General features: G+C 62.3%; 14 protein-coding genes and 5 pseudogenes. 11 read left to right on the top strand and 8 right to left on the bottom strand.

Annotated features, from left to right (window positions below; genetic code table 11):
- Positions 1–161: 161 nt before the first annotated feature.
- On the top strand, positions 162–923 hold the full coding sequence (locus THESUDRAFT_RS02665) for a DeoR/GlpR family DNA-binding transcription regulator (protein ID WP_006903173.1): 762 nt from the start codon (positions 162–164) through the stop codon (positions 921–923).
- Positions 924–1,240: 317 nt separating this feature from the next.
- Here THESUDRAFT_RS02665 and THESUDRAFT_RS02660 read toward each other — a convergent pair whose 3' ends face one another.
- The 4 genes and pseudogenes from THESUDRAFT_RS02660 to THESUDRAFT_RS02650 form a co-directional block, all read right to left on the bottom strand.
- A complete protein-coding gene (locus tag THESUDRAFT_RS02660) occupies positions 1,241–2,617 on the bottom strand; it encodes a PTS ascorbate transporter subunit IIC (protein WP_006903172.1) in 1,377 nt (458 codons plus the stop codon).
- Between the two features lie 3 nt (positions 2,618–2,620).
- Complete coding sequence (locus THESUDRAFT_RS12650) at positions 2,621–2,896, bottom strand: PTS sugar transporter subunit IIB (protein WP_006903171.1); 276 nt, start codon at positions 2,894–2,896, stop codon at positions 2,621–2,623.
- A 158-nt stretch (positions 2,897–3,054) separates the two neighbouring features.
- Entirely contained in the window at positions 3,055–3,522 is a 468-nt protein-coding gene (locus THESUDRAFT_RS02655; RefSeq protein ID WP_006903170.1) for a PTS sugar transporter subunit IIA, read from the bottom strand.
- Between the two features lie 342 nt (positions 3,523–3,864).
- Positions 3,865–4,182: pseudogene (locus THESUDRAFT_RS02650) on the bottom strand (hypothetical protein); the annotation flags it as partial.
- 352 nt (positions 4,183–4,534) lie between these two features.
- Here THESUDRAFT_RS02650 and THESUDRAFT_RS02645 point away from each other — a divergent pair.
- The 5 genes from THESUDRAFT_RS02645 to THESUDRAFT_RS02630 all read left to right on the top strand — a co-directional run bounded on the left by THESUDRAFT_RS02645 (position 4,535) and on the right by THESUDRAFT_RS02630 (position 11,790).
- Positions 4,535–5,665 (top strand): IS110 family RNA-guided transposase, encoded by a 1,131-nt coding sequence (locus THESUDRAFT_RS02645; protein ID WP_006903169.1) that lies wholly within the window; start codon positions 4,535–4,537, stop codon positions 5,663–5,665.
- Between the two features lie 297 nt (positions 5,666–5,962).
- Positions 5,963–6,655 (top strand): IS21 family transposase, encoded by a 693-nt coding sequence (gene istA, locus THESUDRAFT_RS13205; protein ID WP_156821689.1) that lies wholly within the window; start codon positions 5,963–5,965, stop codon positions 6,653–6,655.
- A gap of 7 nt (positions 6,656–6,662) precedes the next feature.
- Positions 6,663–7,268 (top strand): Mu transposase domain-containing protein, encoded by a 606-nt coding sequence (locus THESUDRAFT_RS13200; RefSeq protein ID WP_051009231.1) that lies wholly within the window; start codon positions 6,663–6,665, stop codon positions 7,266–7,268.
- A gap of 5 nt (positions 7,269–7,273) precedes the next feature.
- Positions 7,274–8,044, top strand: a complete 771-nt coding sequence (istB, locus tag THESUDRAFT_RS02635) for an IS21-like element helper ATPase IstB (protein ID WP_278199625.1) — start codon at positions 7,274–7,276, stop codon at positions 8,042–8,044.
- Positions 8,045–8,439: 395 nt separating this feature from the next.
- Positions 8,440–11,790: a P-loop NTPase fold protein gene (locus THESUDRAFT_RS02630; protein ID WP_083855320.1), complete on the top strand. Its 3,351-nt coding sequence runs from the start codon at positions 8,440–8,442 to the stop codon at positions 11,788–11,790.
- Between the two features lie 458 nt (positions 11,791–12,248).
- Here THESUDRAFT_RS02630 and THESUDRAFT_RS13815 read toward each other — a convergent pair whose 3' ends face one another.
- The 4 genes and pseudogenes from THESUDRAFT_RS13815 to THESUDRAFT_RS12635 form a co-directional block, all read right to left on the bottom strand.
- A complete protein-coding gene (locus THESUDRAFT_RS13815) occupies positions 12,249–12,809 on the bottom strand; it encodes an IS256 family transposase (protein WP_051009230.1) in 561 nt (186 codons plus the stop codon).
- 58 nt (positions 12,810–12,867) lie between these two features.
- A pseudogene (locus tag THESUDRAFT_RS15215) lies at positions 12,868–13,482 on the bottom strand (transposase); the annotation flags it as partial.
- Positions 13,483–13,603: 121 nt separating this feature from the next.
- Entirely contained in the window at positions 13,604–15,007 is a 1,404-nt protein-coding gene (locus THESUDRAFT_RS02620; protein ID WP_006903166.1) for a transposase, read from the bottom strand.
- 655 nt (positions 15,008–15,662) lie between these two features.
- Positions 15,663–18,383 (bottom strand): N-6 DNA methylase, encoded by a 2,721-nt coding sequence (locus THESUDRAFT_RS12635; protein ID WP_006903165.1) that lies wholly within the window; start codon positions 18,381–18,383, stop codon positions 15,663–15,665.
- Positions 18,384–18,903: 520 nt separating this feature from the next.
- On the opposite strand from THESUDRAFT_RS12635, the pseudogene THESUDRAFT_RS15210 reads away from it, so the two are divergent.
- From THESUDRAFT_RS15210 to THESUDRAFT_RS02595, 5 genes and pseudogenes are all read left to right on the top strand, one after another.
- Positions 18,904–20,306: pseudogene (locus THESUDRAFT_RS15210) on the top strand (transposase).
- 92 nt (positions 20,307–20,398) lie between these two features.
- Positions 20,399–20,869 (top strand): IS3 family transposase, encoded by a 471-nt coding sequence (locus THESUDRAFT_RS02610; protein WP_083855319.1) that lies wholly within the window; start codon positions 20,399–20,401, stop codon positions 20,867–20,869.
- 73 nt (positions 20,870–20,942) lie between these two features.
- Positions 20,943–22,193, top strand: a pseudogene (locus THESUDRAFT_RS12630) (IS110 family RNA-guided transposase).
- Between the two features lie 871 nt (positions 22,194–23,064).
- Positions 23,065–23,691, top strand: a complete 627-nt coding sequence (locus tag THESUDRAFT_RS02600; RefSeq protein WP_051009226.1) for an SLC5/6 family protein — start codon at positions 23,065–23,067, stop codon at positions 23,689–23,691.
- Between the two features lie 12 nt (positions 23,692–23,703).
- Positions 23,704–25,356: pseudogene (locus tag THESUDRAFT_RS02595) on the top strand (IS1182 family transposase); the annotation flags it as partial.
- Positions 25,357–25,375 lie beyond the last annotated feature (19 nt).

Raw genomic sequence — 25,375 nt, 5'->3', positions numbered from 1 at the left:
TTGAACAAAACCGAAGGCTACTGGGAGCGGATTCTTTACGAGTTCGCGACACTTCCGCTCCAGTGCGTAGCCATCAGCTGTACTGGACGATGCGGCGGGGTCCGATTGGTAACGAAACATGATAGAGTCGAGGACGAGACCGCCAGGAGGATCGGAGCGTCATGCCCACCAGCAGCAAGAGCCAGGCGATCCTGGAGCACGTGCGACGCGTTCGCTTCGCCACGGTGGCGGAGCTCAGCGCCTCCCTCGGTGTGTCAGCTGTGACCGTGCGCAGGTACCTGGCACAACTGGAAGAACAGGGCCTTCTGACCAGGACTCGAGGCGGAGCCATCGCCATCGGTGATCTCCTGGAGGAACCGGCACTCACGGCCAAGGAAGGGCGCCAGGCCGAAGAGAAGCAGAGGATTGCGGCCGCTGCCGTCAGCATGATCAACGACGGCGACGTGATCGCCCTCAATGCTGGGTCGACGACGGCGGCCATCGCGCGCCTGCTTACCACTCGCCGGGAAATCACCGTAGTGACCAATTCCCTCCCGGTCATCCGCACGCTGGCCGGCAATCCGGACATTCGCATGCTGATCGTGGGCGGGCAATTGAGAAACCGTTCGCTGGCCCTGGTAGGGCCCCTGGCCCTGCAAAACCTGGCCGATCTGTTTGTGGACAAGGCGTTTCTCGGAGTGGACGGCATCAGCGTCGAGCATGGCATCACCACGCCGAACCTGGACGAGGCTGTGGTCAACCGCACCATGCTGCGCCGGGCGCGCAAGGTGATCGTCGTCGCCGACCACACCAAGTTCGGCAGAGTCTCTCTCTCCCGGATCAGCAGCATCGAGGAGGTGCATACCGTCATCACCGACCAGCTCGCGCCCGCCGATGCCGTCGCCTGTCTTCGGCAATTAGGTAAGGAAGTGGTACTCACGTGACGTGTCAGGCAGAGACGGGCACGGTCGGAAGTTCACAATGCCCCCTTCCACCACGAAACCGACGTGGGAGAAGAACGGGTCCCGAGACTGTCCAGGATCCCGGTCGGTGTGCCGCAATGGGCGGGGGAGTACCCTCCGTCGGGCGAAGGACAATCTTCGCCTTACCAGTTACGAGTTACGAGTCGCCGTACGAGTTACGAGAGCGTTGGATCCGGGAACGAAATGTTTAGCCACGGGAAGGGGTCGTCGTGTAAATCTCAACCCATCCACGAAACCGCGACGACTCCCAAGAGCTGTCGCCCAACAAATCCTTTTGTTTAGCCGGCCATGCCGGTCGAGCTCACGGCGCCTCGTCGCCGCTTGACGACAGCACTCAAGCCAAGTAGAAGACCGAAGAAAACGATCACAGCCCCAGCAAGGGTTCCAGGTGAATGCCCGAACACCTTTCCCGCGCCCCCTATCAGGATCCCTACCCACTGAAAGTCGGAGTCTCCGAACGTGGTGTTGGCGAACCCCAAGTCACCCAATGTCGGCAGCAACAGAGCGGCTCCCACGGTGATCAAGATTCCGTTGGCAAAGGCGCCCACGACACATCCCCAACGTCCTCCGGTTGCATTGCCGAATACGCCGGCGGTACCACCAACGAAAAAGTGTGGCACGAGACCGGGCACGATGACGGGGAGCCCGATGGCCGCCAATCCGAGCATGGCCAAGATGCCTCCAACGAAGCTTGCAATGAACCCGACCAGTACCGCGGTAGGAGCATAGGGAAAGGTGACGGGGCAGTCTAGGGCCGGACGAGCTTCCGGAACGATACGTGCCGAAATCCCTTGAAAGGCAGGAACGATTTCGGAGATAATGAGACGAACGCCCTGCAGTATGATAGCTACACCAGCAGTAAAGGTGAGGGCCTGCATCAAAGCGAATGCCCAGACACTCTGGTCGCCCGCAAGTTCCACTGCCTTATTCCCCGCGGCCAAAACCGCTATGACGAAAACGGCCAGCATGACGACTGCAGTGGCCACTAGGGAATCACGGAAGAAGGACAGTGAAGACGGAAGGCGGTACTGCTCGATCGAGTCTTCTGCCCTACCCACCCTTGACCCAATGAAGCCTGCTAACCAATAACCTAGGGTGCCGAAGTGCCCCAGGGCAATGGCCTGGCCACCGGTCACGCGCGACATGTATGCATCGGCCATGGCAGGCATCACGACCATGAGAACCCCCAGCACGAACGAACCCACCAGGACGAGCGCGGCACCCTTCAAACCGACGGTACCGAGAACAGCAGACAGCAAAGCAGCCATGAAGAAAGTGTGATGCCCGGTCAGAAACACATACTTGAGCGGCGTAAGTCGTGCTATGATCAGGTTCGCAATGAGGCCGAAAACCATGATCAGGGCGGTTTCACTGCCTAGCGTACTCTGGGCAATAGCGACAATGGCTTCATTATTGGGTACGACCCCACGAACGCCGAACCCGGCCTCAAGTAGAGGAGAGAGTTTATCGAGACTACTCACTAGTGTGTTGGCACCGGCACCCAAGATAACAAAGCCGAGGACGGCCTTGGCCGTCCCAGTGATGATGTCACCTACCGGCTTGCGTTGCACGGTCAACCCCACGAGTGCTATTAGGCCCACGAGGACGGCGGGTTGACTCAGCACGTCCTTGACGAACTGGCCGAGAATCGCCATGGATCACCCATCCTTCCCCACAACCGCTTGGATCTTCGACCGGATTTCCTCACGATCGAGGTAGTTCATGACCGTGACAATAGGTACGTCATCTCGGCGCAAGACCTCTGCGAGCTGGCTAGACGTCACTATTAGATCCGCTGGTGTTGACCTGGCAGATGTGATGTCGGAAACCTCCACCGAAGCTTGGATACCAAGTTCTTTAAGGACGGACTCCACGTGAATCCGCAAGATCAAGCTGCTGCCAAGGCCCATGCCGCAAACGGTCAGAACGCGCACTTACATTCCCCCTGCAACACCTAATGTATGCCCGTTTCGCCACTACAGGATCCATAACGATTATTTCGATTGGAGCGGTTATGCATCAACGTAGTACAACGTAGTAATAGTTTAGTTATACACCCTCGAAGCATGCACATTACCGATGTAGTCTCGTCTCACACCCTCTCCGTGCGGTCCTCGACACCCGTCAACGCTCGCCAGGCTTCGTCAGGCGTCTTGGCCTCCCGTACCCGGCGCAGCGTCTCCGCCTTCGCAAGCTGTTCCGCAAGCTGGGCCATGGCCATGACGTGGGCGTCGTGGTCCACGGCGGCCAAGGGGATCACCAGGTCCACCGGATCGTTGGCACCATGACCGAACGCGACCGGAACGTCGAGCCGGACGAACGCCAGCCCGGTGCGGGACACCCCGTCCTCCGGCCGGGCATGGGGCATGGCGATGCCCGGAGCGATCACCATGTACGGCCCCAGGCTCTCGACGGTCCGGATCATGGCCTCGACGTATCGGGGCATCGCGATGCCCCCGGCGACCAGCAGACGCCCCGCTTCCATGACGGCCTGCCGCCAGTCGCCGGCCCGGACCCCCAGACGGACCAGCTGGGGAGCCAGGAGGTCCTTCAGTTCCAATTTCGTTCAACTCCCTCCCTCGGCCGTCCGTGAGTAGCAGCTCGTTTCGATCACACTCTTAGGTCCCCATTGGTTCGCTCTGGACGGACGAGATCCTTTCGAACTTCAATCACAAGGGCCGGAACACAGTGCACGTGGTTGCGCCCCCGATGGCATCTGGCACCAACCCCTAATCCGCTGAGCGCACGGGCCCGTGACCGCATCTAACGGTGGGACTCGTGACGGCTCGGGAAGAACGCCGTCATCCCCCCGTAGTAGGAAGGCGCGGCGGGGCGGGGTAGACGTGGCACCTGCCTCGTTGGCTGAATGCGCCGCTGTTCGCGGCACTGACACAACGGCTTGTCAGCGTGCCCCGTTCGGCGGGAACTGCGGGATGTCGATGAGACCAAAGAAGTCGATGAGACCGAAGAACTCGAAGTACACCGCGGCATCCACCATCATGAGGAAACCGACCGCCCCGAGCATCCAGCTTAGGCCCTCACGAGCGTTGAGTGAGATCCACCGGCCGAGCCGCTCGTAGTACGGCTTCAGATGCCGATCCGTCGCGCGATAGGCCAGCATCAGCGTGATGGGCGGCATCACGAACATCACGTTGTAAAGGAGGAGGATCGGCAACCACTGGGTCACCGGTAGCTCGGCGCGCGTCATGAGTCCAATGGTTCCGAGGTACGGTCGCGGTGACCAGCTCCGCCACCGTCACCGATACACCCAGCGCGAATGTCAAGGCCGGTTGAATTTTGTCGGCATGATCGAAGTGCAAGCCCCCAGCGGGCGGCAGGACAAGCGTGGCCGCCTCGGTAAGGGTGGGTGCAGATCCGTAGGCGGCCCCTTGGCGGGCGCAGGCAGGAGGGCGGCCGCGGTGGGTCGTGGGCCTTGAGCTCGGAATTTTGTCTGGTCGGCCCCCTCCTGCGAACCGCCTACATGGGCGCGGCTCTGGCCGATAGCCCGGACAGGTGAGTGCGCTGCGATCGCCGTCTGCGCCCCCAGAGCCCGTGAGAGGGGGAACAACGCCGTGCCACGGTATTTCGGGCTCGACCTCCATAAACGGTACGTCCACGGCTACGAATGGCAGGTCGACCAACATAAGGGAAGGCATTTCCGGTTCCCCAATACCGAAGCCGGGTGGGCGACCTTCGTCCAGCAACTGCATGCCGATGACGAGGTGGCCCTGGAGGTCACCGGAAATGCCTTTGCCGTACACGACCTGCTTTCGCCCCATGCCGGCAAGGTCCTGCTGACCAACCCCCTGGAGCTCAAGCGCTTGGGGCCGGGCCGGCACACGGATCGCAAGGATGCCGAACGCCGCGCCAAGACGCTGGCCCTGGGGATGATGCCGGCCGTGTGGGTGCCACCGCCGGCGGTGCGCGAGGTTCGGTACCTTTTGCAATACCGGGACCGGTTGGTCCGGAACCGGCGGCGGTATCGGACGCAGGCCAAGTCGGTCCTCCAGCGCCACGGGCTCCCCATCCCCTGGAAGGTCGACCCGCGGCAGTGGCTGGATCGGGACGAGGTGAACCGGCTGCCGCAGGCCGAACGCGTCATCCTCCTGAGCGCGATCCGGCAGCTGGAGGCGGTGGACGCCGATCTTCACGCCGTGGAGGCGGAGATTGCGCGGCAGGTGGCCGACCAGCCGGGCGTTCAGCTCTTGCTGACGATCACCGGGGTGGGGCTCATCACCGCGGTCACGATCTGGGCGTACCTCGGGGATCCAACCCGCTTTCGTACGGCCAAGCAGGTGACGCGGTACGCCGGCCTGGACGCATCGGTCCACCAATCGGGTGAGCAGGACCACCGGGGGCGGATCAGCCGGAACGGAAGCAAGCTGTTGCGCACCGCGCTGGTCGAGGCCGCTCACGCGGTGGCGCGTCACGATCAGGGCCCCTTCGGTGAGTTCTTCCACCGAAAGCAGCAGCAAATCGGGCATCATAAGGCGGTCGTGGCCTTGGCTCGGAAGCTCCTCATCGTCGCCTGGCGCATGCTTCTTACAGGCCAGCCCTACCGAGCCGCGAAGCCCACGCTTGTCGCCCAAAAGCAACGGCGTCTGGTTGAGGTCGCCCAAGCCGTGACCGACTGGGACGCGGTCGCCGAGGCCCTTTGGCCGGACAGCCTCGAGGATCGCCACCGTCGGCGAAGAGTGGCTTGATCGCTGGGGGCTTGACTTCGAACACACTCCTGTTGGACGTCAAGCCGGAACGGGTGTTTGCCTCCATTCCTCTGGCGTGGAGTTTTCATCCGGATGGCCCTCCGGGGCAACAGCGTACGGAAAGCCTAGCTCCGTGGCGATGATCGCTTCCCCATCGCGGGCCTGGGAAGCTCGACGGCGGATCATCCGGAGCTTGCGCTGGGTGGCCAAAGGCCTCTCACCACGATAAGGCTCGCCCGTGAGCATCATTCGCCAGGCGGTGTCACGGCCGGTGCAAAAATGACCCAGTAGGGTCGGATGAATTTTGACCCACCCCGCCGAACCGAGTCCCATTCCCTTCCCAGGAATGGAGGCCGGTTCATGCCGAAAGGTGGGTCGTTGATGGATATTCTGCGGCTGAAGGCTGAAGGCCTGTCCGTTCGGGAAATTGCCCGCCGTACGGGGTTGTCCCGGAATACGGTGCGGAAGTACCTGCGCCAACCTGCGCCACCCCGGTACAAGCCGCGGCCGCCCAAGGCGTCGAAGTTGGATCCGTTTAAGCCGTACCTCGAGCAACGAATGGCCCAAGGGGTTTTCAATGCCAATCGTCTCCTGCAGGAGCTCCGGGCCCAGGGTTATACCGGCGGAAAGACGATTCTCAAGGAGTTCCTTCGGCCCCATCGCCCGCCCCGGGTCCCACGCGCCGTGGTGCGCTTCGAGCTCCCGCCGGGGACCCAGGCGCAGGTCGACTGGGGGGAGTTCGCCTACACCGACCTCCAGGGACGACGGCGGAAGGTTTACGGGTTTGTCATGGTCCTCAGTTACTCGCGGGCGATGTACGTGGAGTTTGGGGAACAGCAGGACCTGAGCACCCTCTTACGATGTCACCTCCACGCCTTCACGGCCTTGGGGGGTGTCCCGAAGGAGATCCTCTACGACAACATGAAGACCGTCGTCCTTCGCCGCCATGGTGCGGAGGTGGATTACCACCCAAGACCCAAGGATGCTTGACTTTGCGTTGCTTGCCGGGTTTGCCCCTCGGGTGTGCCGGCCGTATCGGGCCCAGACCAAGGGCCGGGTGGAGCGAGCCATCGGCTATCTCAAGAGGCACTTCTGGCCCGCTGTGCAGTTCACCGACCTGGCCGATCTCAACCGGCAGGTGCGGGCGTGGGTGGCCGAGGTCGCGAATCGCCGCATCCACGGGACCACCGGGCAGCGCCCCGCCGATCGGCTGGTGGAAGAGCAGGCCCATCTGGCGCCCCTTCGGCCCTTGGCGGCTTTCACGTCGCTCCTGCACGAAGAACGCCGGGTGAGTCGGGATGGCTACGTCCAGTATGCGGGCAGCCGCTACGGTGTGCCCTGGCGTTATAGCGGCCGGTACGTCACGGTGTTCGCGACCGAAACGGAGGTCGAGATCCGCGACGGGGACCGGGTGATTGCCCGGCACCCTCGGGCCTTGCTGCCCGGACTGACGATCCCCCTTCCTGAGCAGTACCACGGCCTTGCTTTGGGTGGGACCCAACGTCCCGAGCCGCCCCAAGGCCAGCAGGTCGTCGGCCCGGCGGTGGAGCGCCGCTCGCTCCAGGTCTACGAAGACCTTCTTCTGGCAGGTGAACGCCGGTGATCACGGTGGACAAGGCCCGCCAGCACCTGCTGGCCCTGGGGCTGAAGGATGCGGCGGAGGTCCTGGAAGCGCGTCTGGAACGCGCCGCGAAGCAGGACGTAACCTATGCCGACTTCCTTGTGGATCTGCTGGAAACCGAACTCGCGGTCCGGCGCCGGCGTTACCTGGACACACGGACGAAGCTGGCGCGGCTCCCGTTCCGGAAAACGCTGGAGGACTTCGACTTCGAGGCCCAACCCTCCATCGACCCCCGCCAGATTCGGGAGCTGGCCACGCTCCGCTTTTTGGGCAACGCCGAGAATGTGATCTTTCTGGGACCACCGGGCGTCGGCAAAACCCATTTGGCCGTGTCGCTCGGTTTAGCCGCCATCGACCGGGGATATGGCGTCTACTTCACGCCGATGCACCGCCTCATTGAGGATCTACGCAACGCCTACGAGGAGCGCCGGCTCGAACGACGGATGCGGATCTACCTGGCGCCCAAGCTCCTGATCATCGACGAACTGGGCCATCTGCCCCTCGACAAGGTGGGCGCCACGGTGTTCTTCCAACTCGTCGCGGCCCGATATGAGCGCGGCAGCATCGTCCTCACATCGAACCAGACCTTCGCCGACTGGGGGGAGGTGTTCGGTGACCCGGTCATCGCCACGGCCATCCTCGACCGGTTGCTGCATCACAGTCACGTGATCAACATCCGGGGCGAGAGCTACCGACTCCGGGAGAAGCGCCGTTCGGGTGTCCTTCGCAGTGCGGTCGAACCACAGCAGGATGAGTGAACCAGATTGCCAAGTTCCGGTGGGTCACTTTTCAACCGGCTGAAGTGGGTCAAAATTCAACCGGCCTTGACACATTTAAGGGCGCCCCAACCAGGATCTTGGGTTTCTTACGGGGACGGTATGCCATTGATTGACACCCATTGATGTACTACGGCACTCTGGTGTAGGTGGGGACCAAGGGGTTGGGACTGGCGCGGGCCCGTGTGTCCGGCCAGAGGAGGCGCTGCCGTTTTACATGGGCATGCGGTGGCCCCTTGACACCAAGAGGCCGAGCTTCTCGAAGCGCCACACCTTCCTAGGGTCAGTATGCACCGAGGGTCCCCCGCACCTCTGGGTGCATGCCGAACGAAAATTGGCCAGGAAGTATGCTAGGAAAGGCAGAGCGATCTTGAGTTATGGAAGCTGAAATTGCAAGGAAGCGAGAAATCTGCCCAACCTACCTACTCGCAGACGATCCGAGCGCGGAGGACGCTTTGGGCGGAGGTCACGAGTTAACAGCGCGGGCGTTGGTGGATCTTGTCCTGAACTCAAGTGGCGGAAAGGCGGTGGCCCTACTCGGGGGATGGGGCAGCGGGAAGTCCACCGTGGTCAGGCTCTTCCAGCAGGCAGTAGAACGGAACTCGGATAAGGTGCGGGTTTTTGTCTTCGACGCGTGGAGCCACGAGGGCGACCCGCTTCGGCGGTCGTTTCTCGAGCGGCTCGCAGCCTTCCTCGCGGAGACTGGCTGGGTTAAGGGAAAGGCCCTGGAGCAGATCAACAACCAAATGGACGAGCTGGCTTGCCGGAAGGAGAGCGTTTATTCTCAGACCTCTCCGGTCATGACCCGTGAGGGCTATTGGATCGGGTTCTTTCTCACCCTGGGGATCCCCCTGGGTACGGCCCTACTGAGCAGCCAGCCGATATACCAAGCTCCTCTCTGGTTTTCCGTCCTTGGCGTCGCGGCCCTTCTTTCACCGTTCTTCGTTGCCTTATACTTCATGATCCGTGGTCTCAGGGCTGAGGGGAGATTTGAGTTCCCAAGCCTGGTTGGTCAGAACCGCACCGAAACCAGGACTTCCACCCTTCGCACCCCCGAGCCTACCTCCGTGGAGTTCGAGGCAAGGTTCAAGGACATTCTGGACAGAGCCGTGACCGATGACCGACGCCTAGTCATCGTCGTGGATAACCTGGACCGCCTCCCCGCGGAACAGGCCCGTTCCGTCTGGGCCACGATGCGCACCTTCTTTGATGTTCGTGGGGCTGCCTGGAGCGAAAAGATCTGGCTCATCGTGCCCTTCGACCCCTCGGCCATTTGCCACCTCTGGGGAAATGTGCAGAGCGACGGAGAAAATCTCACGGAGGTCTTTATATCCAAGTTCTTTCAGACCAGGCTTCATGTTCCCCCGCCGGTACTGTCGGACTGGAAATCCTTCCTCTTCAAGCGCCTCCGCGAGGCCTTTCCCCGACACCACCAGGAGGAGTTGTATGCGGTCTACAGGGTCTACAGGAACCTTGTCCTTAGGGGCGATGGCCAGCCGGCTCCCCGAGAGCTTAAGCAGTTCGTGAACCTGGTGGGAAGTCAGCACCGCATCTGGCAGGACGCGATTCCCCTGCCCATGCAGGCTCTGTATGTGGCTCTTAAGGAGGAGCTCGCCAAAAACCCACGCGTGGCCCTCTCCAAGAGGGAGGCGGAGGTTAAAAAGCTCTTCCCCGAAGAGGAGAAGTGGAAGGATTATCTGCTGGCCCAGCACTTTAACGTCGAGCCGAACAAGGCCCTCCAGGTTCTCTTCTTAGAGGAGATCCGGAAGGGCCTCGAGGCCCCGGGGAGCCCCGTCCTCAGGGAGACTGCCCGGCAGGTCCGGCCGGAGGCCTTGGGTACCTTGGTCCTCGAGGCCTTGGAGGAGGCGGGGGAGTGGGCAGAGAAGGCCCCCGAGCTTCTTGCTAAGGCGGCGCTTGCCATCAAGGAGGTAGGGGGCCTTCTGCCGGAGGAGGATCAGAGACAGGCCCTGGGCCTCCTCCGCTCAAGGGCCACCTCGGCCGGGGGGTGGAAGATGGGGGACGATGAGGTGGTCCAGGGTCTAATGGTGCTCGTTGCCTCGGCCCCGGGCGCGGAAGAGCGGTGCAGGCTTATCGGGGTCATCCTGCGAGGGGCGGAGGCTCCTTCCGGAAACGAGGTTATCAAGGATGCTGCCAAGGGCTTGGCGGATTTCCTAGACCGGGTCAAGCGGGAACTCGACCTGGGTGTACCCGAAGATTTCCGGTTCCCGGTCCAGGAACCCGCCGACTGGATCCTTGTCCTCAGTGCCCTGGACTTCTGGGAGCTAGAGGACGAGGTACAGAAGGCCTTTACACCCCGGAAGCCGCCGGAAGTGCTTGGCGAGCTGGTCGCCCGCGTTGGGCGAGGGGAGTTTAGGATGACCGAGGCGCTGGCAACCCGCGCCCTGTCCTACATCGATCAGGGGTGGGACTGGAAGGGTCTGGTCAACAGCCTCCGGGGCCGCCTGGCCACAGGCAACCGCTACACCGATGAGGAGGTCCGGGCTGCAATCTACGCCCTGCTCCAATTGGAGCCCATCAGCGAGGAGGCCAGGAATGCCCTGAGAGACCTGGCCACCAGTTGGTTTCTTTTGCACCACCTGGCCTATGCGAATGACGGGAAGACCCTAGGGACCCTCCTCTTGCCCCTCCTGATCTATAATCCCACCGGCCAATCGCAGCCCCTAGGAGGGGGAGCGAGCCAGGGGGCCCAGAGATACGCCGGCTTTCTCCAAAACCCCAAAGGGGTCGATCTCCAGGGCATGGCTGAACTTTTGGCAGAGCTCTCGGAATCTAGGGAAACCGACTTCTCCGTTCAGAGCGTCATTAAGGCTGTCAAAAGGAATCCCCAAGCAAAAGAACTTGTGGCCACCCTCCTCGACCACCTCAAGGAGGCCTACCCTGAGGTGTTCTCCCCGGAGATCCTGCTGGAACATGGCAAGGATCTTTCTGAGCTCCTGGGGGAGGAGGCCTTCGAAGCGATGTGCCGGAGGCGGCAGGATGAAATCGTCGAAGCGGCCCAGTCAAGGGGGTTTGCCCTGAACCTCCTCCCTGCTTACCGCAGAATCCTCAGGGCGGCCGCGGACGGCCCGGCGGAGGCGTTTATACATTTCTTAGGCGAAGGGCTGAAGGGGCTGCAAAAGAGTGACTGGTCACACCTGCTGAAAGAGGGTTGTGGCTCGGACGCACTGGCCCGCCTCCGAGAGCTTCGGGGACGGGGCTTCCCGGTTGAACTGGACCACAGGCTCGCTGACGCCCTTGAGGAGGGTGCGACGGCCCTCCTTGAGGATGAAGCGGCGTACGACCCGACGGCCATTCGGGCCTATCTAGAGTTCCTGACCGCAGACGCGCGGAAAAACCTTTCCGCGCGGATGGCCCGGAGCGTCTCGAGGCTTCTCGTAGAGTACAGGGACTGGGGCGCGGAGAAGTTCCTAGGAGCCGTCGGAGAGGTGGTCGTGGAGGGCGCTGAGGAAGTGGGTGTCGAGGACCTGAAGCATCTGCTGGTGACCTGGCTTCCGAACGCCCTTACGCGGTTTTCCCAGACGGAGCTTGAGTGGTTCGCCAAGCTGCTTGAAAAGCGCAGGGCTCTTGTCACAGGTTTAGAGAAATCGATCCGGGTGGAAGCCCTCAATCGGGTGCAGGATGCGCAAACGACCGTTGGGGACGAGAGGCCCCGGGAAGCACTCAAGGGGATAGCGAGTGTTCTCCGGGAGGAAGAGGCGGAGGATTGATGAAAGCTCCTGGGTTGGCATCGGCTTGAGTAAGCCGGTGCTGAGGCTTCTGAAGTACATCGGATGTTCGCAAAAGCACCGCGTGGAAGAACCCTTACAACCCGTGCGAGGAAGCTAGAGTCCCGGGTAGTGGTGGAAAAGTTCGCGGCCGGACCGGCCGGCCCTGGTGACCCATGCACCGGTGACCACTGACTTTAGGGTGGACTTCTCGAACTTTTCCGCAAACACCAAGGCGAGCCGGAGCGCGACGCCTTGCGCGAAGGCCTTCGTTGGCTCGCTCATCTGTGCTGAACTCGACGAGCGGATGGAGAAGGCAGGTCCCATGAGCCTGTTTCACTGATCCTGACGAGATCAGAACTGGGGGAACGTACCGGGTCGATTCGGCCATGTCCCGTGGGCTGACGGTCAGGACGGGGTAGGCCGGCGGCGAGCTTCCGTCAATAGGTGTGTAAATGCGCTCAGGCGGCGACCCCCCTCTCCGCGACCTCGATGCCGTCTTCGTACCGCGCCCCGGCGTAGACCTTGGCCAGCAACTCCGGGGCGCTTAGCCGCCGGAAGCGGGTCTGGGCCACCATCAGCATCTTCCAGATCACCGCCGTGGCCCGCTCCACCTTCTTGAACCGCTTGGCCGCGTCCGTACGCAGCCGCAGCGCGGCGAAGGGGGATTCCACCACGTTTGTGGTCCGCAGGTGGCGCCAGTGCTCCTTGGGGTACCGGTAAAACGTCACCATGCGCTCCCAGTCCCGCCCCATCGTCTCCGCCGCCTTCCCGTAGCCGTGCCGGTGACACCAGGCTTCGAACGCCTTGCGCTTCCGTTCCGCCTCCGCCCGGGTCGGGGCGTAGGCGATGGCCCGGAGCATGGGCTTGGCCACGGCCTGCTGCCGGCGCGGCAGCTGCTCCAGCACGTTGAGCACCTTGTGGTTCCAGCAGCGCTGCTCCTCCGCTTCCGGCCAGACGTTGCGCAGCGCGCCCCAGATCCCTAGGTGCCCATCCCCGATCACCAGCCGCGGCGCGTTCACGGTCCCGCAGGTCCCGCAGCACCTCCGACCAGCTCGCCACCGACTCCCGGTAGCCCGGCACAACCGCCACCACCTCCTTGCGGCCGTCCACGAGGCCCGCCACGGCCACGAGCAGCGCCGCCCGCTCCCGCTCCAACCCCGCCTTCACGTACACCCCGTCCACCCACAGGTAGACCACCTGCAGCTCATCCAGCCGCCGCGTCCGCCAGGCCTCCCACTCCGCCTGCCACCGCTCCTTCAGGCGCGCCACCGTCCGGGCGGAAAGCGGCGCCTCTTCACCGAGCAGCCCCCGCAGGGCCAGGTCGAAGTCCCCCTCGGCCAGCCCGTGCAGGTACAGCTCCGGCAACAGCTCCGAGACCTCCTTCGTGCGCCGAACGAACAGAGGCAGGATCCGGCTCTCGAACCGCTCCTCGAGGCCCCGCACCCGGGGACGCCGCAGGGTCAGGGTGCCCATGGGGGTTGTCAGCTTCCGCGGCTTGCCGTACCCGTTCCGGTACCCGGCCGGTGCATCGACGGCGGCACGCCGCTGGTAGCGGACCCGGCCCAAAAGCTCGGTCACCTCGGCCTCCAGCGCCTCCTGGATCAGCGCCTGGATCGCGTTCCGCAGCCACTCGTGCAGTCCTTCCCAGGTGGGGCTTGACGTCAGGTTCCCCGACGTGGTCCGCTGGTGCATGGCGGTGGCTCTCCTCCCTCCGGGCTTCCAAGCCCTCGTTGTTCACCAAGAGGAGGGTACACCGCCTTCGCCATTTACACACCTTTTGAGGGTACCTCCCGGCGGCCCGGTCGTTACCCTTCTACGCCAACGCGGCCGCCATCCAACCAAAGGGTGAGGATGCGGACCCCTTCGTTACCTTCCGCCAGAGCTTCAGCAAGTTATGGGTCAGGCAGAGCAGCTTCCACTCGCTGTCACACGCCGCCAGACCCCGACGGAGGAACCGGTCGGCGCCTCGCACGGTCTTGATCTGCCCGAACACCGGCTCCACGGTCTGGCTGCGCTTGGCGTAGATCGCCTGTCCTCGCCGGGTCCGCAGCTTGCGTTCCATCCGCTCCCGCAGGCTCAGCCCCTTGGGGATGCGGCCTCGCGGAGGGGGTGTGTCCTTCCAGGCTTGGCGCTGCTTCCACTCTTTACTCGTCGCCAGGAACAGTTCCGGCCCATCCGCCGGTGCCTGCTTCACGTTCGCCTCGCTCCAGGACCCCGCGTCGGCGACGACGGCCCGGATGGGCTTGTCCACGCCCGCGGCCCGCAGGTTGGCTTGCGCCTGCTGGAGCATCGGGTGCAGTTGGCCCACGTCGTTGGCGTCCTGCGTCACCGCCGCGGCCACGATGAGCTGGTCTTCGGTCACCACCGCCTGGGCGTTGTACCCTTGCACAAAGCCCTGCCGGGTCTTCATGATCCGGCTGTCCGGATCCGTGATGTTGGCCTTCGCCGCCGGATCCACCGAGGGATCCGGCGCCTTCGGCTTGCGCCCCCGCCGCTTCTTGCCGGTCGCCTGCTCCTGGGCTTTCCGCTCCTCGATGCGGGCCTGCTGCCGGGCCGCTTCCCGGGCCGCCTCGTCCTCCAGCCGCCGCTTGCATGCCTTCAGCCGCTCCAGCCGGCTCTGGCGGGAGCGCAGTTCCTCCGGCAACTCATCCCCACGACGCCCGGAGCCGTACCGCTCATCTTCTTCCCGGTCCGTGGCCTCCGCCTCCCGGAGCATCTTCTCCACTTCCTGGCGAATCGCATCGTAGGTTCGGTTGGCCGCCAGCGAGGCGTTGGCCTTGACTTTCGTCCCGTCCAGTGCCACCACGCCGACCTTCCCCAGCCCCGCCTCGCGGCACAGCCGCAGCACTTGCGTGAACAGCGCGGCCAGCTCCCGTGCATGGCGCTGGCGGAAGCGGGCAATGGTCACGTGATCCGGCTTCTGGTTGGCGGTGATCACCCGGAAGGCCACGTCCTCGAGGCACAGTCGCTCGATCCGCCGGCTGGACCGCTCGCCGACGCAGTAGGCGTACAGCAGGAGCGTCACCATCATGGCGGGGTCGTAGCTCTCCCCGCCCCATCCGTCGGCGCGGTACTTGCTTCGAAACGCCCGCAGGTCCATCTGCTCGACGGCGTCGATCAGAAACCAGGCCAGGTGGTCCTCGGGCAGCCCGTCGCGAAGGCTCGGTGGGAGCAGGTACAGTTGGTCACGGTTCACCGGGCGAAAGTTGTAGGCCATAGGGACACCTCGGGCGATGGCGAATGCGAACCAATGGCCTCACTTAAACCCACGTGGGTGCAATCCTGTGGAAATACCTGGGTTCGTGAAACAGGCTCCTCTAAGTCGGCGTTGACAGATGAACTGACAGCGGGCGGTGGAGTGGCACCGGCGTTGGCTCATGCGTGAACCCACCGCCCAGACCCACTCCCGGCGCTCGTGAACACCGAGCAAGTAGCCGGCCCGTGTCCTCGGCGCGTAGGCTGGTGAGGGTCCTTGGCGGAATCGCCAGGCAGAAGGGATCGACGAGAAACGGAAACTGCCGGCCGGTCGGGACGTGCCCTCCCATGATCAGCGCGCCGACCTCGACGCCCTGTACGCCCTACTATCCCGAGTCTTGCTACGAATCGCCGGACCCACGCGCATAAACCTGGAACCTCATTCTTTTCCGGACGTACCTCCTCCCCTAAACCAGGTCTTCTGGACACCCCCCATCTCACCTCCGCAACGCCCAGGACAACCTCCCTACCCCTGCCCATGGAGCACGAAACTCCAACTAAGAGCACCCACTACACAAGACGGCTCTTAACCACCCCCAGCTCCTACTGAGTGTCTTGTCCGGTTCTCGCCAACGGTCTACCGCATGAAAGTGTAGGCCAGCATGTCTAACCCTACATCATTCGTTCTCATCATTTTCATCGTCATCGACGGGCACGATGTATTCCATATCTCCCCGTCCATCGATAAGGTCGCTAAATCGCAGCATGGCCTGTCGAAGCAGGTTGTTGGCTTCTCTTTGCAACTGCCGCGCTCTCAGTATATCGGCAATAATCTCGGTCTGCGACCGACGATCCGGTGGAAAGCAAATTTCAAGTGCCTCGAAATCTGATGTTTGAGTGCGCCGTCGATTACTGTGGCCCGTAGTAATTGCCCGAAACGCCCGTTGATAGTATCTAGTACGCAAGAGCGTTGAAAGGAATTCTGGATCCAATCTCTCGTCAATGATTTCGTATATCGGAAACTCTTTCGTCACAAGTGCCCCATCAAACTCTTCGGGAACCACTGCAATACATCCCTTCCAAAGATCAATAGCCGAGAAAACTACGTCTCCTTTCCGTGCGCGATACCATACGGAAGAGCTATCTTCAAAATACATGCCCAGCCATTCCGGAGGATTATTACCCTTTCCCGCCTCTCGCGCGCGAATTTCACCCGTTTGGGAAATGGTCATAACGACTACAGGCTCATAGGGCGAATCCTGAGGACGGACTATTTCCTCGCGTCGTCGCATGACCTCCGCTACACGACGTCGAATCCACCCCTTTGGTGTAATCGTCCGTTCTTCGCGCTTAAATAGATGGTACTTGGGATCGAGCCTGTGGCTCTCATGCGCGCGCCAGATGTCTACAATGCTTGCCGCCATACAATCAGGTAACCGATGTCCGTCATACGAATCCGGCTTCGAACGAAATCGCCGATATTCGCCAAGTATTGTCCCAGATTGATCTTCATTGAGTATCCCATATTCGCAACTACGATATAGATCGTTGCGCTCGGAAGGGACACCTGTAGCCGTATATCCTATGTAATTGGCCTCAGCAAGGAACACAGGATAGTTTAGGGCCTCCAACGCGGCGATTAACGCCTCTTCCTCATTCTTACCGGCCTCTCGGGCCGCATCATACGCATTTTTAAAGGCAACACGCTCATGCGGCTCAAACTTCCTAAAAAAGAGGATCGACGTCTTGTTCTGTGCACCTGACTTACGAAAAGCATAGTCTGGCAAGGATACAATGGCTTCAATTACACCGTTCATAACAAGGAAACGTCTCACCTGTGGACAATTCGAGTGATCGCCAGGGTTATTCAGAATACCGTCGGGAATAATTAGGCCAAGCCTGCCTCCGTCAGCCAAGAACTGAATAGCGCGTTCCAAAATAACGTGTTCTGAGGGCACCTGAGTGCGTCCCTCAGCAACGTGGAAATTTGATAACGAATTTTGTCCAAGGAGATCCTCGTCTCCCTCCTTCACTGTATCCCCAAAAGGGGGATTACCAACAACTCGAGTAAATCGGCCTGCTGTCGGCGGGTTCAGACGCGGTAGATTGAAGATTGAATCTAAACAGCTGCGGTCTCCTTCAATGTTCGTGTGGCCATCGTGGTGAAGAAGGAGATTGATCTTGCAAATGCGCGCTAGCACCGGATGTATCTCAATGCCATATACCTTATGTAAGGCAAAGTCAATCTTGAGGCGTTCCAAGTCGGATCTACCCGCAAAGTCCTTATCAATTTTGTGCCAGACCTGCAAAAGGACCTCAAGAAGAAATCCACCGCTTCCGGCAGTGGGATCGATAACGTAATCCCTATGGTCGATGTCGAGCATCGCCACAATGAAACGAGCTAACTGGCGCATCGTAAAGTATTGTCCGAGCTCTCCTCGGAAAATTGAACCGAAGAAGCTCTCAAAGGCCTTGCCAATGCTATCCACGTGCGTAGCTGTAATGCTAATGTCTTGGAGCACACGAACAACTTCAACAATCTTACGATCAGAAAGCTCAATACGGACGCCTTCCGGAAAGATCGTGGGATCTGCTTGACACGCATCTTCGAATAGCTTGTGGATACGGCTGGCAACAGCTGCAGATGTCTCGTTCGTGCCAACTTGGAACTTACGAGGCTCTCCGTTCGGTGTAGTACGTTCATCCTGAACCTTCGCAAAAAGAAGCTTGCTCCATTCATCAAAAGCGGTGAGGGGATCACGTTTGCCACCGGCCCATATTATTGAATGAGCCCGTCGAATTCTGGTCTCGAGACTCCCTGGATCCACTGGCCTAATGTCTACCGTAGAACCCGCAATGTACGTGTACTTAGGCACGCGACCGTATTGATCCGGAACAGCGTCACGCGACCCCTTTAGATTGTCATTACGCTCAGTTGGTGGATAATTAGCAATATCATAGAAGAATGACTCCGTATATTCATCGTATAATCCCAGGGGTGCACGGAGAGAATTGGCGTTACCGAAAAGCTGTTCTATTCCCTGCCGTCGCCCCGCAGGACCTTGCCCAGCAGCTTTTGTTTCAACTACCAGGTAAGGAATACGACAGCGGTCATCCTCGAAAACCACAATGTCGGCGTGGTCTTCTGGTACACGGCGAGGAACAGCAACTTCTGTTCGGATGCGGTTAGCAGGATAACCCTTTTCAATGATCAACCAGGCAATGGCGTGACACCGGACCCATTCTTCAGGGTCAAACCAATTATACTCTTTCTTTTGGTTGAGATGATAAGTGATTCGGTTATTGGAGAATTTAATGAAACCTCGCGCCACAGCTTCACGAACCAACGGGTGGGCTTCGATCTGTTGTGCCGTAAGACTGTGCTTCAGGTTCGTCATACTTGAACCTCCATAGATTGTGTCATAGGAGGTAGTGACATATTCGGTGAGAGTCGGGCCTGTCCGCCGCATCGTATGACGATTTGCAGTGACACCTCGTTATCGAGTATTGGCACCAGGATATAGCCTGGTTAGGAAAAACAAACCAATCCCGGCGGACGTTCTCGATGGAGCAACCTGAGGAAAGGAGTACCGAGCCGTCGCGCTCCTCGATAGCCCACATTGCTTCCAGTTACTGTTGGCGCAATCGCTAGCTGACCCAACACCCCAATGACCTCAGGCTGCATCCGCAGGCGCGCCTGTGCCATCCCGTCAACCACCACCGGCTCTGTAAGGATACCATGATGGCGTACGTGCTGGAGTTGCGGACCCATGGCCCCGAGGGAGTGTTTCTCATTCCCTGAATTATACCTCTGGCTGTAGAGCCTGTTTCACGAACCCAGGTATTTCCACAGGATTGCACCCACGTGGGTTTAAGTGAGGCCATTGGTTCGCATTCGCCATCGCCCGAGGTGTCCCTATGGCCTACAACTTTCGCCCGGTGAACCGTGACCAACTGTACCTGCTCCCACCGAGCCTTCGCGACGGGCTGCCCGAGGACCACCTGGCCTGGTTTCTGATCGACGCCGTCGAGCAGATGGACCTGCGGGCCTTTTACGAGAAGTACCGCGCCGACGGTTGGGGCGGAGAGAGTTACGACCCAACCCTGATGGTGACGCTCCTGCTGTACGCCTACTGCGTCGGCGAGCGGTCGAGCCGGCGGATCGAGCGGTTGTGCCTCGAGGACGTGGCCTTCCGGGTGATCACCGCCAACCAGAAGCCGGATCACGTGACCATCGCCCGCTTCCGCCAGCGCCATGCACGGGAGCTGGCCGCGCTGTTCACCCAGGTGCTGCGGCTGTGCCGGGAGGCGGGGCTGGGGAAGGTGGGCGTGGTGGCACTGGACGGGACGAAAGTCAAGGCCAACGCCTCGCTGGCGGCCAACCGCACCTACGATGCGATTCGCCAGGAAGTGGAGAAGATGCTCCGGGAAGCGGAGGCCACGGACCGGGAAGAAGATGAGCGGTACGGCCCCGGGCGCCGTGGGGATGAGTTGCCGGAGGAACTGCGCTCCCGCCAGAGCCGGCTGGAGCGGCTGAAGGCATGCAAGCGGCGGCTGGAGGACGAGGCGGCCCGGGAAGCGGCCCGGCAGCAGGCCCGCATCGAGGAGCGGAAAGCCCAGGAGCAGGCGACCGGCAAGAAGCGGCAGGGGCGGAAGCCGAAGGCGCCGGATGCCTCGGTGGATCCGGCAGCCAAGGCCAACATCACGGATCCGGACAGCCGGATCCTCAAGACCCGGCAGGGCTTTGTGCAAGGGTACAACGCCCAGGCGGTGGTCACGGAGACCAACTCATCGTGGCCGCGGCGGTGACGCAGGACGCCAACGACGTGGGCCAACTGCACCCGATGCTCCAGCAGGCGCAAGCCAACCTGCGGGCCGCGGGCGTGGACGAGCCCATCCGGGCTGTCGTGGCCGACGCGGGGTACTGGAGCGAGGCGAACGTGAAGCAGGCACCGGCGGATGGGCCGGAACTGTTCCTGGCGACGAGTAAAGAGTGGAAGCAGCGCCAAGCCTGGAAGGACACACCCCCTCCGCGAGGCCGCATCCCCAAGGGGCTGAGCCTGCGGGAGCGGATGGAACGCAAGCTGCGGACCCGGCGAGGGCAGGCGATCTACGCCAAGCGCAGCCAGACCGTGGAGCCGGTGTTCGGGCAGATCAAGGCCGTGCGAGGCGCCGACCGGTTCCTCCGTCGGGGTCTGGCGGCGTGTGACAGCGAGTGGAAGCTGCTTTGCTTGACCCACAACTTGCTGAAGCTCTGGCGGAGGGTCAGGGAGCGATCCGCCACCTTGCCCTTTGAATGTACGGTGGCGGGCTTGGCGTAGAAGGGTCACGATCGGGCCGCCGGCCTACACAGTCCTGACCGTCAGCCCATGTGACATGAGCGAATCGACCCGGTACGTTCCCACTAGGCCCGATCTCTCAGGGTCGGTGCAACAGGCTCTTATACCTCGCCACAGTGGTGGACGGCTTCTCCCGCGCCGTGGTGGGCTGGGCCATGGGCGACCGGCCCGTGGCGGATCTCGTGGTCGACGCCGTCACCATGGCGGTGCGGCGTCGCCGGCCGGGGCCCGGCCTGATCCACCACTCCGACCACGGAGCACAGTACACCTCGTTGGCGTTCACCCGTCGCTTGGAGGCCCTCGGCATCGCCGGGTCGATGGGTTCGGTGGGCGATGCACTGGACAACGCCGTGGCCGAGAGTTTCTACGCGACGCTGCAGACAGAACTCCTCGACCGGCAAACCTGGGCGAGCCGGGATCAGCTGCGCATGGCGATCTTCGAGTACGTCGAAGGGTTCTATAACCGGCGGCGCCGTCACTCGGCACTTGGCTACCTCTCGCCCGACGAATACGAGCAGTCCTGTGATGGCGTAGGATGCGGTTGAGCAAAGGAAAGACCTCCTGGTACGGTAGGGGCGTCAGAACCAACCACCACGTACCAGGAGGTCAGGGAACCCGATGCAGATGCCGCAGCGAGCCAAGAAACTGGCCCTGGTCCGGGGCGAGCGCACGCTGGTTGTGGGCGTGGACATCGCCAAGCGGAAGCACTGGGCCTGTGTGGTGGACGGATTCACGGAATTGCCCGTGAGCGGTCCGTTCCCGTTCCAGAATAGCAGGGATGGCTTCAACCGTCTACTGGGCCAGATCGCCCGGGCGAAGGAGAAGACCGGCGCCACCCGGGTGATGGTGGGGATGGAGCCGACGGGGCATTACTGGAAGCCCCTGGCCTGGTACCTGCGGCAGGCCGACTTGACGGTGGTGATCGTCAACCACCAAGAGCGACCGGAAGGACACGTGGGTCATCGCCCAGCTGGTCCTCCAGGGCCGTTTCTCCGAGCCGTATCTCCCTGACGGCGTCTATGCCGAATTGCGGAGCCTGACCCAGGCCCGGCAGCAGCACCGGACCAAACTGAACGCCGCCTTGAACCAGCTGCAAGCCCTGCTGGACGAGTTCTTTCCGGAGTACCCGGAGGTGTTTGCCGACTTGCTGGGGCAGGCGTCCCTGTACGTGCTGCAGCACCGGCCCTTCCCCGCGGACGTGCTGGCGGTGCCGGTGGAGCAGCTTGCGGCCGAACTGCGGGCTGCGAGCAACCGGCGGGTGGGCCTGAAGCGGGCGCAGGCACTGCAGGAAGCAGCCCGCCGGTCCGTTGGAGTACCTTATGGGCTCGCCGCCGCCCGGCTACGGCTCCGGCAGATCCTCCAGGAGGTCACCTTCTGGCAGGAACGGCTGGCCGAGACGGAGGCAGCCATGGCCGAGGCGCTGGAGAAGACGCGGGTTGCCCCGTACCTACTGAGCGTCCCGGGAGTGGGAGTTGTGACCGCTGCCGTTTCCTGGGGGAGGTAGGTGACCTAAGCCGGTACGAGGACTGGCGGCAGCTCCGCAAGCTGGCGGGGTACAACCTGACGGAGAACACATCCGGGGAGAAGAGCCGCAGCCGGACACCCATCAGCAAACGGGGCCGGCCCGGGCTGCGCCAGATCCTGTACCAAATGGCGATGACGGCCGCCGCCAAAAACCGGGAGCTCCAGGCGCTGTACGAGCACTTCAAGACCCGACCGCAGAATCCGCTGAAGGGCAAGCAGGCGCTGGTAGCACTGGCGTGCAAGCTGTTGCGGGTGCTGTTTACGCTGGTCAAGAAGCAGTGCACCTATGACCCGGCCAAGATCCTGGGAGCCCGGCGAGCCCAGCAGCTAGGTATCGCTGCCTGAGAAGGCGGTGTGCCAATCGATGTGCCGCTTTGGGTGGGGGAAACCGAAACGCTCCTTAAGGGCATGACCCTGCATACGAGTCCTGGTGCCCCACCCGCCCCCATTAGGCAGGACGAAGGACTTTCAGGGCAAGACCCCGGGAGACATGATAGGGTAGCCGGGGGCGGAACACGTGGGACCCGTCCAGGCGGCAGTATACCGGCCATGTCTGAAGAGTCGAGCGAGGCTCTTCCCTACCGCTCTTGATTTGTCTCTCTGCGAAAGGACCCACAGTTCTGTCCGTCCGGTATACGGACTCACCCAGGCGAACCGCGAAAAGCTGAGAAAGAGAGAGCAACAACGAGTTTGGGACGACAACATCGAGATAGGAGCGTTGGAAGCAGGAGCGAAAGGTTCAGCCCCAGGAAGGGATTGTGGCATAAGCCTCAACCCGTCCACGAAACCGGGTCAACTCCACCTGGCTGGCCGCAGTCGTTGGGTGCGCCCACGTCCCCGGCAGGCCGCGGGCCCTGGGTGCCGGCCTGCCGACTCCCAAGCAAGGGGCAGGCCGCGTGGAGGCAGGGGATGGCGTGCGAGCCTGCAGCGGCTTCCCAGTGCGAGGGGCAGGATCTCGTTTCCGGGGGCATCGTGGTGCTCTTTACGGTTCCTGTGGTACGTTCTTCAGCGAATGGTTCAGCCACTCGCTCCTGCCCTGGCGGGCGGCTGTCAGAAGCCCCCACCGCCGTTGCGGTGGGGGCTTCAGCAGTGCGGCCGGCACCGAGGACGGCCGGCACGCGAGGACCTCGCGGCCGAGACTCGGTCCGCGGCAGGAACTCGGCCAAAGGTGGAGTACCCCGGCGCCCTTTCTGGGGCCTCAAGGAGGCAGGCGGTCGTGGAAGCGCGTGATCAATGGCGATCCCGCGCCGGCTTCATCTTGTCCACCGTCGGTGCCGCGGTGGGGCTGGGCAACTTCTGGCGGTTTCCCTTCATGGCCTATGAGAACGGCGGCGGCGCCTTCCTTCTTCCGTACTTCGTCGCCCTTCTCACCGCCGGCGTGCCGCTGATGATCCTGGAATTCGGCTACGGCCACAAGATGCGGGCGGCTGCCATCAGCGCCTTTGGCCGCCTCTCTAGGAAGTGGGAGTGGATCGGCTGGTGGCAGGTCATGATCCCGGTCGTGGTGGTCACGTATTACAGCGTGATCATCGGCTGGGCGCTGAATTACATGATCTACTCCTTCACCCAGGCCTGGGGTGCGGATCCCGGTGCCTTCTTCAGCCGCCAATTCCTGGGCGTGTCGGCCGGTCCGTGGGACTTCCAGGGGATCCGGTGGCACCTGCTCGTCGCCACCGCCGTCATCTGGTGGGTGAACTACTATTACTCGATCAAGGGCATCTCCGCCGGTATCGAGGCGGCCTGCCGGTGGATGACCCCCACGCTGGGGATCCTGATGGTGATCATCGCCATCCGGGGCCTCACCTTGCCCGGCGCAGCCCACGGCCTCAACTTCTTCCTGTAGCCGGACTTCTCCAAGATCCTGGACCCGCAGGTCTGGGTGGCGGCTTACGGTCAGGTGTTTTTCTCGGCCACCCTGGCGGTGGGCGTGATGATCGCCTACGCCAGCTATCTGCCCCGGAAGTCGGACCTGGTGAACAGCGCCTTCATCACCGTCTTCGCCAATTCCAGCTTCGACTTCCTGGCGGGGCTGGCGGTCTTCAGCGTGCTAGCAGCCCGTGTGAATAACGCTGCATCAGCCAGGCGATCGGGCAGTATTTTTCGGCTGACATGCCGAAGAAGAAAGACTATGAACAGGAAGAAGTTTCGGGACTACCAACCCCATCAGCTCATGATCCTGCCTCCTGCGCTGGACGAGTGGCTCCCGGAGGATCACCCGGTCCATTTCATCAGCCAGGTGGTCGACCAGTTCGACCTGTCAGCGGTCTACAACGACTACACCGAGCGCCGGGGCCAGCCCCCTTACGAACCGCGCATGATGGTCAAGGTGTGGGTGTACGCGTACATGCGGGGCATCCGCTCCTCACGGCGCCTGGAGCGGGCCCTGTACGAAGACGTGGGCTTCCGGGTGCTTGCGGCGAATCAGCAGCCCGACCACTGGACGCTGTCGAATTTCCGGCGCCGGCACCATGAAGCCCTGGCCCGGCTGTTTGTCCAGTCGGTTCGCCTGGCCCAGGAGGCGGGGCTGGTGAAGCTCCGGCACGTGGCGGTGGACGGGACCAAGCTCAAGGCCTACGCCTCCAAGCACAGCGCCATGAGCTACGGCCGGATGAAGGAGGAGGAACGGCGCCTGACGGAGGAGATCCGGCGCTACTTGGAAGAGGTTGAGGCCAACGACCGGGCGGAGGATGACGAACACGGCTCCGACAGTGGCTGGCGCCTGCCTCCCGAGCTGGCCACGGCGGAAAAGCGGCTGAAGGCGATTCAGGCGGCCAAGGCCCGGCTGGAGCAGCGGGCCCGGGCCGAGGCCGAAGCCAAGGAAGCGGCGCGGGAGGCGGAGGCGGCGAAGAAGGGGCGCCGCTCCCGCCGCAAGCAAGCCCCGTCCGACCCCCTCCCGGCCGACAAGGATCAAATCAACTTCACCGACCCCGAGTCGCGGATCCTGCGCAGCGCCGACAAGGCCTTCATCCAGGGTTACAACGCCCAACTGGCCGTGGACGCGGAAACGCACGTCATCGTGGCGGCGGACCTGACGAACCAGGCCGCCGACGCGCCTCATCTCCTGGGCCAGCTGCAACAAGTCGAGGTCAACACCGGGTGCCACCCCAGGGAGCTTTCCGCCGACGCCGGTTATTACAGCGACGCCAACCTCCAGGCTCTGGAGGAGCGGGGTGTCGAAGCCTTCATCCCGCCGGATAAGATCCGTCATACGGAATGGCGCCAACGCCAGCCACCCCGGGGGCGGATGCCAAAACACATGACGGCCAGGGACCGGATGCGCCGCAAACTGCGAACCGTTCGGGGGCGCCGCCGCTACAAACTCCGCCAGTGCTCGGTGGAGCCGGTCATTGGGCACCTCAAAGAAGCTATGGGACTCCGGCAGCTGCTTCTCCGTGGGCTGTCGAAAGCCCGCTTCGAGTGGCTCTTCAGTTGTACCGCTTTCAACCTCATGAAGCTCTGGCGCCACCACGCGCTTGCCCGCCGGATGGAGGCGATCGCCACCTCCTGAGCAAGGGGTACCGACCGCT

Origin of the sequence: Thermaerobacter subterraneus DSM 13965, assembly GCF_000183545.2 — a bacterium.
Classification (GTDB): Bacteria; Bacillota; Sulfobacillia; order Thermaerobacterales; family Thermaerobacteraceae; genus Thermaerobacter; species Thermaerobacter subterraneus.
The sequence above is the reverse complement of the archived record's forward strand: the minus strand, read 5'-3'. Positions and strand labels throughout refer to the sequence as shown.

Excerpts from the sequence above, each read along its gene's own strand:
- THESUDRAFT_RS02620 (WP_006903166.1), bottom strand. The coding sequence starts at position 15,007 with ATGGCCTACAACTTTCGCCCGGTGAACCGTGACCAACTGTACCTGCTC.
- THESUDRAFT_RS02665 (WP_006903173.1), top strand. The coding sequence starts at position 162 with ATGCCCACCAGCAGCAAGAGCCAGGCGATCCTGGAGCACGTGCGACGC.
- istA (WP_156821689.1), top strand. The coding sequence starts at position 5,963 with ATGAATTTTGACCCACCCCGCCGAACCGAGTCCCATTCCCTTCCCAGG.
- THESUDRAFT_RS12635 (WP_006903165.1), bottom strand. The coding sequence starts at position 18,383 with ATGACGAACCTGAAGCACAGTCTTACGGCACAACAGATCGAAGCCCAC.
- THESUDRAFT_RS02630 (WP_083855320.1), top strand. The coding sequence starts at position 8,440 with ATGGAAGCTGAAATTGCAAGGAAGCGAGAAATCTGCCCAACCTACCTA.
- THESUDRAFT_RS02660 (WP_006903172.1), bottom strand. The coding sequence starts at position 2,617 with ATGGCGATTCTCGGCCAGTTCGTCAAGGACGTGCTGAGTCAACCCGCC.